Genomic DNA, 11,990 nt, shown 5'->3' with positions numbered 1-11,990 from the left:
TCAGAATGACACAACACGAAACAGCTTCTCGATACAATTTGCTCGTACCTTACAAATCACTCGAAGTGACGAAACACCAAAAACTAAAAACAAAACACTAAACACCAAAAGCCACCGTCATTGCGAACAAAGTGAAGCAATCTCACCTCTATACTGTCATGCTGAACTCGTTTCAGCATCTCATTTTCATACAAACAATAGATTCTGAAATAAATTCAGAATGACACTTCAAATAATAAAGAGAAAGCAGCTCAAACCCAATTCCGACAGCGTCGGAACCCGCTGTCGTAAGTATATATAATCAAAATACGTTAAAAATAGCGGAAGCCTTGGACGCTATTTAGGATTTTGATTATGGTTTCAAAAGCACGACAGTGCTATTGAAAATACCTACCGACAGTAATAGACTTTTTTAGTAGCCTGCCCTGAGCATTATCGAATTCAAAATATATTTTGAATGAAGATACCTTACAACGTAAGTCGAAGGGTTTGGTCTTTCAATTGCGTAGCACATCATGAGTTCTTAAACAATGAATATCGACGAATAAAAATGAACATAAGAAACAAACGAAACAATCTTTAAGTTGCTACCGTCATTGCGAACAAAGCGAAGCAATCTCATCTCTGTACTGTCATGCTGAACTAGTTTCAGCATCTCATTTTCACACAAACAACAAATTCTAAAATAAATTCAGAATGACACTTCAAATAATAAAGAGAAAGCAGCTCAAACCCAATTCCGACACGGTCGGAACCCGCTGTCGTAAGTATATATAATCAAAATACGTTAAAAATAGCGGAAGCCTTGGACGCTATTTAGGATTTTGATTATGGTTTCAAAAGCACGACAGTGCTATTGAAAATACCTACCGACAGTAATAGACTTTTTTAGTAGCCTGCCCTGAGCATTATCGAATTCAAAATATATTTTGAATGAAGATACCTTACAACGTAAGTCGAAGGGTTTGGTCTTTCAATTGCGTAGCACATCATGAGTTCTTAAACAATGAATATCGACGAATAAAAATGAACAAGAAGAAACAAACAAAACAATCTATCCATAAATACCCTATGCATTTACAAACGACCTCCGATTATTTAGCGTAAAACATGTAGTGAAGCGTAGGGTTAAACAAAAATCTTGATAACGAACAAACAATCAACAGATACAAATTAACAAATAGACCTATGTTTTCACTAAAACAATGACCACCATTTTTGTGCCGTAGCAAACAATATGTTTAGCGAAATCATCGGCAGTCTTGATTTTTTGGTTCGTTTTGTATCAAGAACTGCGCAGCACATCATGAGTTCCTAAACAATGAATATGGACGAATACAAAATGAACATAAGAAACAAACTAAATTTAGATACTGAAATAAATTCAGAATGACACAACACGAAACAGCTTCTCGATACAATTTGCTCGTACCTTACAAATCACTCGAAGTGACGAAACACCAAAAACTAAAAACAAAACACTAAACACCAAAAGCCACCGTCATTGCGAACAAAGTGAAGCAATCTCACCTCTATACTGTCATGCTGAACTCGTTTCAGCATCTCATTTTCATATAAACATTAGATTCTGAAATAAATTCAAAATGACACTACAAACAATAAAGCGAAAGCAGCTCAAACCCAATTCCGACAGCGTCGGAACCCGCTGTCGTAAGTATATATAATCAAAATACGTTAAAAATAGCGGAAGCCTTGGACGCTATTTAGGATTTTGATTATGGTTTCAAAAGCACGACAGTGCTATTGAAAATACCTATCGACAGTAATAGACTTTTTGGTTCGTTTTTGGTCTTTCAATTGCGTAGCACATCATGAGTTCTTAAACAATGAATATCGACGAATAAAAATGAACAAGAAGAAACAAACGAAATGATCTATCCATAAATACCCTATGCGTTTACAAACGACCTCCGATTATTTAGCGTAAAACATGTAGTGAAGCGTAGGGTTAAACAAAAATCTTGATAACGAACAAACAATCAACAGATACAAATTAACAAATAGACCTTATGTTTTCATTAAAACAATGACCACCATTTTTGTGCCGTAGCAAACAATATGTTTAGCGAAATCATCGGCAGTCTTGATTTTTTGGTTCGTTTTGTATCAAGAACTGCGAAGCACATCATGAGTTCCTAAACAATGAATATGGACGAATACAAAATGAACATAAGAACAATAGCATAATTGAAGTAAAAAGAATTTACTCAAAACAAATGAGATTCTGAATTCGTTTCAACATCTCACTTTCATACAAACAATAGATTCTTAAATAAATTCAGAATAACACTTCAAATAATAAAGAGAAAGCAGCTCAAACCCAATTCCGACAGCGTCGGAACCCGCTGTCGTAAGTATATATAATCAAAATACGTTAAAAATAGCGGAAGCCTTGGACGCTATTTAGGATTTTGATTATGGTTTCAAAAGCACGACAGTGCTATTGAAAATACCTACCGACAGTAATAGACTTTTTGGTTCGTTTTTGGTCTTTCAATTGCGTAGCACATCATGAGTTCTTAAACAATGAATATCGACGAATAAAAATGAACAAGAAGAAACAAACGAAATGATCTATCCATAAATACCCTATGCGTTTACAAACGACCTCCGATTATTTAGCGTAAAACATGTAGTGAAGCGTAGGGTTAAACAAAAATCTTGATAACGAACAAACAATCAACAGATACAAATTAACAAATAGACCTTATGTTTTCATTAAAACAATGACCACCATTTTTGTGCCGTAGCAAACAATATGTTTAGCGAAATCATCGGCAGTCTTGATTTTTTGGTTCGTTTTGTATCAAGAACTGCGAAGCACATCATGAGTTCCTAAACAATGAATATGGACGAATACAAAATGAACATAAGAACAATAGCATAATTGAAGTAAAAAGAATTTACTCAAAACAAATGAGATTCTGAATTCGTTTCAACATCTCACTTTCATACAAACAATAGATTCTTAAATAAATTCAGAATAACACTTCAAATAATAAAGAGAAAGCAGCTCAAACCCAATTCCGACAGCGTCGGAACCCGCTGTCGTAAGTATATATAATCAAAATACGTTAAAAATAGCGGAAGCCTTGGACGCTATTTAGGATTTTGATTATGGTTTCAAAAGCACGACAGTGCTATTGAAAATACCTACCGACAGTAATAGACTTTTTGGTTCGTTTTTGGTCTTTCAAAAATGAACAAAAAAACCAAACACCAACAACCCTAAGACTTCTGCTTCGGAATAGTACAACCCGCACTTTCCCAAGGATACTTACCCGCAGGTAAAGCCTCTTCAATAGTAATTAATGGCAAAAAGATTTCTGCATCGGCTGACACTCCCGTACCTTGAACATTAAGCCCAAAAATACTACGCAATTGGTTGGCACCTGTATTAGGCACGGTAACAGCTGCGTCGACTTGCTCACGGCTCATTTCCTTACGATCGGCATAAAGCGCTGCCCAACGCTCCCCTACCGGAATTTTAATCAGCATACCTTTATTACCATCACTCATAGGATCGAGATACATAGCCTCATCTACCACATCGGCAATGGCCATTTTATCATTGATTTCCTTGTAGTCGTATTTAGAGTTTCCTGCAAATATATTGTTGATCAACTTCAGCTTTGCACCTTTGCTGTACAGTCCACCCATATGTCCATACGCCAAGGTGTTACGCTCTACCGTTGCAATTAAATTTTGTTCCAGCGCTAAAGCATCACCGCCATAAGAAGCAACAGCATCGTGTTTCCACGTAAATAGTACCGTGTTATATTTAATATCAAAAACAGGTAATTTACTCTCGTCCGTACCCATATAACCCGTACGTGCATGAATACCGTAGCCAGTATTGTTGATACAGAAATTATTCTGAATAAGTCCCTTACCACCTTCAAACACCTGAACCGAAATCACTCCCTGTGTTGGTGCGGTATTCATAACCACACAATTCACTACCGAAATATTAGTGTACTTACTCCCCACAACAACAATGCCGCCTGATTCTGGTGAAGGATTTTTATTTGTCGGAGGATGCGCTGTACGACGTATAGCTAAGTTTTCGTCTTTATGATAGCGGTTACGTGGACCGTTATCGATAATGATACCATCTACTACAATCGCAGAACCCGTAGATTTATGCCCATTACTTTCTCGCGATTTGTCGGTGTGAATATAAATTCTAGGCAAGGTAGATTTCATATAATCGTTAGTCCCTGTGAATATAGTTTTATGAGCATCCCAAGGATCGCGGTAGCTAAAGTCGGTATTGTAACCTCCATAGATTTGTACGGGAACTGTGATTTCGTCCGAACCATTCTTGCCCTTACTCATATAAACACCTTCCGCAATATGAATACGGTCATTAGGTTTGAGATGATGAATGATGTTTCCTAAATCTTTTGCAGGACGTTCCTTAGTGCCCATCTGACCCGATCCTGTGGTTTTACTAATAAACCAATCACGACCCTTGTTAGCGAAATTAGGTGAAGTGTTTTGAGCGAATAGGTTTGGACTTGTGAATACGGCTAAAAGTGCCAAAACCAATATAGAATGCTTCATAAATTTTAGAAATTGAAATGTTATAGATTAATAGACACAAAAGCTAACAAATAGCTAAAAAGAAGACCTCTATTTTTTAGTCAGTAAGACCAAAAACTTAGTGAAAGCTTAAAAAGTAAGTACAACATGACAAAACACCAAACACACAAAACCACACGTCAGTTCGAGTGTTTTATTCGAAGCATGAGAATAAAATGTATCGAGAACCGCAAACACATCTTCGACAGGCTCAGACTGACAGCATCCTTCAAACTATTACCGTCATTGCGAACACAGTGAAGCAATCTCACCTCTATACTGTCATGCTGAACTCGTTTCAGCATCTCATTTTCACGCAAACAATAGATCCTGAAATAAATTCAAAATGACAAAACAAATCAAAAAGAGAAAGTAGCTCAAACCCAATTCCGACACGGTCGGAACCCGCTGTCGTAAGTATATATAATCAAAATACGTTAAAAATAGCGGAAGCCTTGGACGCTATTTAGGATTTTGATTATGGTTTCAAAAGCACGACAGTGCTATTGAAAATACCTATCGACAGTAATAGACTTTTTGGTTCGTTTTTGGTCTTTCAAAAATGAACAAGAAGAAACAAACAAAACAATCTATCCAAAAATATCCTATGCATTTACAAACGACCTCCGATTATTTAGCGTAAAACATGTAGTGAAGCGTAGGGTTAAACAAAAATCTTGATAAAGAACAAATAGTCAACAGACACCAATCAATAAATAGACCTTATGTTTTCACTAAAACAATGACCACCATTTTTGTGCCGAAGCAAACAATATGTTTAGCGAAATCATCGGCAGTCTTGATTTTTTTGGTTCATTTTTTTATCAAGAACTGCGTAGCACATCATGAGTTCTTAAACAATGAATATGGACGAATACAAAAAGAACATAAAAGAGGCACTTCGACTGCGCTCAGTGTCACACCTTAATAATCAATTATACATTATAGTAAGCAGAGCAAAGCAATCCCAAATAGCAACTGTAATGCTGAACTAGTTTCAGCATCTCATTTTCATATAAACAATAGATTCTGAAATAAATTCAGAATGACACTTCAAATAAAAAAGAAAGCAAATCAAACTTCGATTAGGATACAAGCAAAACAATCTATCCAAAAATATCCTATGCATTTACAAACGACCTCCGATTATTTAGCGTAAAACATGTAGTGAAGCGTAGGGTTAAACAAAAATCTTGATAACGAAAAAACAATCAACAGACACCAATCAATAAATAGACCTTATGTTTTCACTAAAACAATGACCACCATTTTTGTGCCGTAGCAAACAATATGTTTAGCGAAATCATCGGCAGTCTTGATTTTTTGGTTCGTTTTGTATCAAGACAAAATGAACATAAGTAAAATAGCGGAAGCCTTGGACGCTATTTAGGATTTTGATTATGGTTTCAAAAGCACGACAGTGCTATTGAAAATACCTATCGACAGTAATAGACTTTTTTAGTAGCCTGCCCTGAGCATTATCGAATTCAAAATATATTTTGAATGAAGATACCTTACAACGTAAGTCGAAGGGTTTGGTCTTTCAATTGCGTAGCACATCATGAGTTCTTAAACAATGAATATCGACGAATAAAAATGAACAAGAAGAAATAAACTAAATTTAGATACTGAATCAAGTTCAGAATAACACAAAACAACCCCTAAATACAATTTACGCACCTCTAACAAATCACACCAAGTAACAAAACACCAAAAACCAAAAATCAAAAACAAACACTACCCCACAACCGAAAACACCGCAACCATTTCCCGTTTCCCCTTAAAAGCCGAAGAACCCAAAGCTTCAAAACGATAAGCATCATCAGCAACAGCATTGACCACAGCCTCAGAAACTAATAAATCTACACCATAAGTTGCACACGCCGCCTGCATACGAGCCGTAGTATTCAACACATCACCCGTAAAGAAAATATCTTTTTTAAGCGCGCCGATTTCACCTGTAGTAACTTCCCCAATATGAATAGCCGCCTTAAAATCTGGATACACACCATAATGCTTTGTATAAAACGAACGTCGCTGTTCTAAATCTTGTTTCATAGCAAAAAAACAATCCAAACTCAACTGAGCATAGTTTTTGGTGCGACATTGCCAAGACAATACAATCTCATCACCCACATACTGATACACCTCACCTTTATGACGTAGAATAGCATCCGAAAGATCATTGTAATAGGATTTCAAGAATTCAAAATAGGTTTTATGACCAAGTGTTTCCGCAATTTGAGTTGAGGATTTCATATCGCTAAACATAAACAGTCGCATTTCATATTTAGGTTTATGGTACCTCCCAGTAAAGAAATTGACCATAACCGAATGCCCTAGATTCTCGCTTATTTCAACATAAAACAAGGACAACAATAGCGAAAATGCCAATTGTATCAGCGTAGAAATATGGGTAATACTCAAAAAGAAAACTATAAATTTCTGCCACACTATTGCATCAAACACCGAAGCATGAAGCTCTATAGCCGCAGCACTGATGAAAGTAATCAAAATGATAAGCTCCATAAAGACCACATAAAAGCAGAACTTCCCTACAAGCTTTACCAAAAAGCTATAACGTTGAAAAATACGGTTGATATAGGTAAACTCAACCAGCCCAACTAGTAGTCCAACAGCAATTACACTGATACTTGCAAAAACAAAGACTTCAGCTGTAATGGCAATAGCCGAATCCGGAGTATTTTCAGCCGAACCGATAATCGCATATTCCGTCCACAAGAACACCCAACCCGTCACCAACCAAATAATACCGATAGGCACTATCTGACTTAAAAGACGTTTGTGTTTAGCTGAAAGCATAGTGATATGAATAAGCGTTCACAAAAATACCAAAAGATATCATTCTGTAACACTGGATGTTATTTCTCTTTCCACAGATGATTGAGATACCCTAACACCAATCAATTAAGGTACTGAAACGAGTTCAGCATGACAAACAAATAATAAAAGAGAAAGCAGCTCAAACTTCGATTAGGATACAAGCAAAAAAAATCTATTCAAAAATACCCTATGCGTTTACAAACGACCTCCGATTATTTAGCGTAAAACATGTAGTGAAGCGTAGGGTTAAACAAAAATCTTGATAACGAAAATACAATCAACAGACACCAATCAATAAATAGACCTTATGTTTTCACTAAAACAATGACCACCATTTTTGTGCCGTAGCAAACAATATGTTTAGCGAAATCATCGGCAGTCTTGATTTTTTTGGTTCATTTTTTTATCAAGAACTGCGCAGCACATCATGAGTTCTTAAACAATGAATATGGACGAATACAAAAAGAACATAAAAGAGGCACTTCGACTGCGCTCAGTGAGACATCTTAATAATCAATTATACATTATAGTGAGCAGAGCAAAGCAATCCCAAATAGCAACTGTAATGCTGAACTAGTTTCAGCATCTCATTTTCATATAAACAATAGACTCTGAAATAAATTCAGAATGACAACACAAATAAAAATAGAAAGCAGCTCAAACCCAATTCCGACAGCGTCGGAACCCGCTGTCGTAAGTATATATAATCAAAATACGTTAAAAATAGCGGAAGCCTTGGACGCTATTTAGGATTTTGATTATGGTTTCAAAAGCACGACAGTGCTATTGAAAATACCTATCGACAGTAATAGACTTTTTGGTTCGTTTTTGGTCTTTCAATTGCGTAGCACATCATGAGTTCTTAAACAATGAATATCGACGAATAAAAATGAACAAGAAGAAACAAACGAAACAATCTTTAAGTTGCTACCATCATTGTGAACAAAGCAAAGCAATCCCAAAACAATTAATGTTATGCTAAACTCGTTTCAGCATCTCATTTTCACACAAACAATAGATTCTAAAATAAATTCAGAATGACACTACAAATCAAAAAGAGAAAGCAGCTCAAACCCAATTCCGACAGCGTCGGAACCAACGATTTTCAGAAGTAATGAGCACAAATCAATTTTAAGAGTTAAAATCTAGGATTGAAGTACAATCACCAATTTTACTACAACATAAGCAGTTATTAGCGAATGGTGCTTTGCAACTTCCTATAAATCGTTTTGATTTTTTGGTTCGTTTTGTATCAAGAACTGCGAAGCACATCATGAGTTCCTAAACAATGAATATGGACGAATACAAAATGAACATAAGAAAGAAACAAACTAAACTTAGATACTGACTCAAGTTCAGAATAACACAGAACAACCTCTAAATACAATTTACGCACCCCTAACAAATCTCCCTAAGCAACAAAACACCATAAACTAAACACCAAACACCAACAACCAACAACCACAAGCAGGTCATAATCGGATTAAACTCGGGTCATAAGCGGATCATAAGCGGCTTCCATATAGTTTTTTCCTACAAAAAATTCAGAACTATAAAGCAGAGTCCTCAGCAAAACACAAACTCAAAAAAGAACTAAACACACAACTTCTACTATACATAAGCATAGTTCATTTTGATAAGTATAATTTGTACCTTTGCAACTTTGCAAAAAACAACAGGAGGACTATAACCATATATGAGCCATTTCGACGATTCTATTGAAGTAAAAGGTGCACGCGTACACAACCTAAAAAACATTGATGTTACCATTCCAAGGGAAAAACTTGTAGTCATCACAGGGTTGTCTGGTAGTGGTAAATCGTCCTTAGCTTTCGACACTATTTATGCAGAAGGGCAACGTCGCTACATCGAAACCTTCTCTGCCTACGCACGTCAGTTCCTTGGTAGTTTAGAACGCCCAGATGTTGATAAGATTGATGGCCTATCTCCTGTTATTGCTATAGAGCAAAAAACCACCAGTAAATCACCACGCTCTACCGTAGGAACCATTACTGAGATCTATGATTTCTTTCGTTTGCTTTATGCTAGAGCCGCTGATGCCTACAGTTATGAAACTGGTGAAAAGATGGTGAGCTACAGCGATGAACAGATTAAAGACCTTATTCTAGAATCATACAATGGTAAGCGCATCAATATTCTGTCGCCTGTTATCCGATCACGTAAAGGCCATTACCGTGAGTTATTTGAGCAAATCGCCAAACAAGGCTTCGTTAAAGTACGTACAGATGGCGAGATTGTAGACCTTGAAAAAGGCATGAAGCTAGACCGCTACAAAACCCATGATATTGAAATCGTCATTGATCGTTTAAAAATAGACGACACACAAGACAATGAAAAGCGTTTGATGGAGTCCATCAACACGGCTATGTATCATGGTGACGATGTACTAATGGTTATAGACCAAGACACTAACGAACCACGTTACTTTAGTCGTAACTTAATGTGTCCGTCCTCAGGTATATCTTACCCCAACCCTGAGCCTAACAATTTCTCGTTTAATTCGCCAAAAGGTGCCTGTCCAAACTGTAATGGTATTGGAGAGCTTTATGTTGTTAATGAAAGAAAGTTAGTACCAGACGAAACCTTATCCATAAAAAACGGCGCCCTTGCACCTCATGGACCTCAAAAGAAAAGCTGGATTTTCAAGCAATTTGAAACCATTGCACAACGCTTCAACTTTGCATTAACTGATGCTTGGAAAGACATTCCAGATGAGGCAAAACAAATTATTTTATACGGTGGCAAAGATAGCTTTACTGTAGAAAGCAAGCTTCTTGGAGTAACCAGAGACTATAAAATAGATTTTGAAGGTGTTGCCAGTTTTATTGAGAGCCAATACAATTCAGATTCTACATCATTAGTACGTTGGGCTAAGGAATATATGGATAAAGTAGAATGTGATGTTTGCGAAGGTTCTAGATTACGCAAAGAGTCACTTTACTTTAAAGTTGATGGGAAAAGTATTGCTGATATTATAAAGATGGATATTGTTGAGTTAGACCAATGGTTAAACGGTCTCACAAAACGATTATCAAACAAACAACAACAGATTTCATCTGAAATTATAAAGGAAATTAGTAGTCGTGTACAATTCTTATTGGATGTCGGCTTAACTTACTTAACCCTAAACCGAAGCTCAAAATCGCTTTCTGGTGGAGAAGCGCAACGTATTCGATTGGCTACTCAAATAGGATCGCAACTGGTAGGCGTTTTATATATTCTGGATGAACCTAGTATAGGTTTACACCAACGCGATAATGAAAAGCTGATTAATTCCTTAGAATCGCTTCGTGATGTAGGGAATTCTGTTATTGTTGTAGAGCACGACAAAGATATGATAGAGCGTGCCGATCATGTTATAGACATTGGTCCTTTCGCAGGAAAGCATGGAGGTGAAATTATTAGTGAAGGCACACCTAAAGCACTTTTAAAAGAACACACCTTAACTGCTGAATACCTTAATGGTAAAAAGGAAATTGAAGTTCCTAAAGAACGAAGAAAAGGTAACGGTAAGACCATAAGTTTAAAAGGTTGTACAGGTAACAATCTTAAAAATATTAGTGTTGAATTTCCTCTGGGAAAAATGATTGGTGTTACAGGTGTTTCAGGAAGTGGAAAATCGACACTAATCAACGAAACGCTTTACCCAATTCTAAATGCACATTATTTCAATGGTGTAAAAAAACCTATGCCCTACAAAAGTATCAAAGGTTTAGAACATATTGATAAAGTAATAGATATTAACCAATCTCCGATAGGTAGAACACCTCGAAGCAATCCAGCAACGTACACTAAAACTTTCGATGAAATAAGAAAGCTGTTTGCTCAGATTCCTGAAGCTATGATCCGAGGCTACAAACCTGGTCGTTTTAGTTTTAATGTAGCTGGTGGGCGCTGTGAAACTTGTCAAGGTGCAGGTCTTCGGGTTATAGAGATGAATTTTTTACCAGACGTTTATGTAGAGTGTGAAACCTGTCAAGGAAAACGTTTCAACAGAGAAACTTTAGAAATTCGCTACAAGGGTAAATCTATTAGTGATGTTTTAGATATGACCATTGAAGAAGCTGTAAATTTCTTTGAGCATATCCCTAAAATATACCGAAAGCTTAAAACTATAGCAGATGTTGGTTTAGGCTACATCACGCTTGGGCAACAAAGCACTACCCTTTCTGGTGGAGAAGCACAACGTATAAAACTAGCTACAGAATTAAGCAAACGCGATACAGGAAACACTTTCTATATTCTTGACGAGCCTACAACCGGACTTCATTTTGAAGATATAAGAGTGTTAATGAAAGTATTGAACAAGCTGGTTGACAAAGGTAATACCGTCCTCATTATTGAGCATAATCTTGATGTTATTAAAACTGTAGACTATATTATAGACATTGGATACGAAGGCGGTAAAGGTGGTGGACAAGTTGTTGCCTCAGGTACACCAGAAGATATTATTAAAGACAAAAAGAGTCATACTGCTAGGTTCCTGAAGAAAGAATTGTCGTAATTTCTTACAATAAATA

The 11,990-nt window shown here is 36.4% G+C and carries 3 protein-coding genes; 1 reads left to right on the top strand and 2 read right to left on the bottom strand.

The window, feature by feature from the left end; genetic code table 11:
* Positions 1-3,249: 3,249 nt before the first annotated feature.
* Both AC2H4K_RS14370 and AC2H4K_RS14365 read right to left on the bottom strand, forming a co-directional pair.
* Complete coding sequence (locus AC2H4K_RS14370; protein WP_281141638.1) at positions 3,250-4,587, bottom strand: hypothetical protein; 1,338 nt, start codon at positions 4,585-4,587, stop codon at positions 3,250-3,252.
* 1,755 nt (positions 4,588-6,342) lie between these two features.
* Positions 6,343-7,428, bottom strand: coding sequence for an adenylate/guanylate cyclase domain-containing protein (locus AC2H4K_RS14365; RefSeq protein WP_281141645.1), 1,086 nt, complete (start codon positions 7,426-7,428; stop codon positions 6,343-6,345).
* Positions 7,429-9,145: 1,717 nt separating this feature from the next.
* On the opposite strand from AC2H4K_RS14365, the gene uvrA reads away from it, so the two are divergent.
* Positions 9,146-11,974: an excinuclease ABC subunit UvrA gene (gene uvrA / locus AC2H4K_RS14360; RefSeq protein WP_493742537.1), complete on the top strand. Its 2,829-nt coding sequence runs from the start codon at positions 9,146-9,148 to the stop codon at positions 11,972-11,974.
* Positions 11,975-11,990: the final 16 nt, after the last annotated feature.

This window comes from Winogradskyella sp. 266wxhm (assembly GCF_058964685.1).
This window is presented reverse-complemented; position numbering and strand designations above follow the sequence as displayed.

Excerpts from the sequence above, each read along its gene's own strand:
- AC2H4K_RS14370 (WP_281141638.1), bottom strand. The coding sequence starts at position 4,587 with ATGAAGCATTCTATATTGGTTTTGGCACTTTTAGCCGTATTCACAAGT.
- AC2H4K_RS14365 (WP_281141645.1), bottom strand. The coding sequence starts at position 7,428 with ATGCTTTCAGCTAAACACAAACGTCTTTTAAGTCAGATAGTGCCTATC.
- uvrA (WP_493742537.1), top strand. The coding sequence starts at position 9,146 with ATGAGCCATTTCGACGATTCTATTGAAGTAAAAGGTGCACGCGTACAC.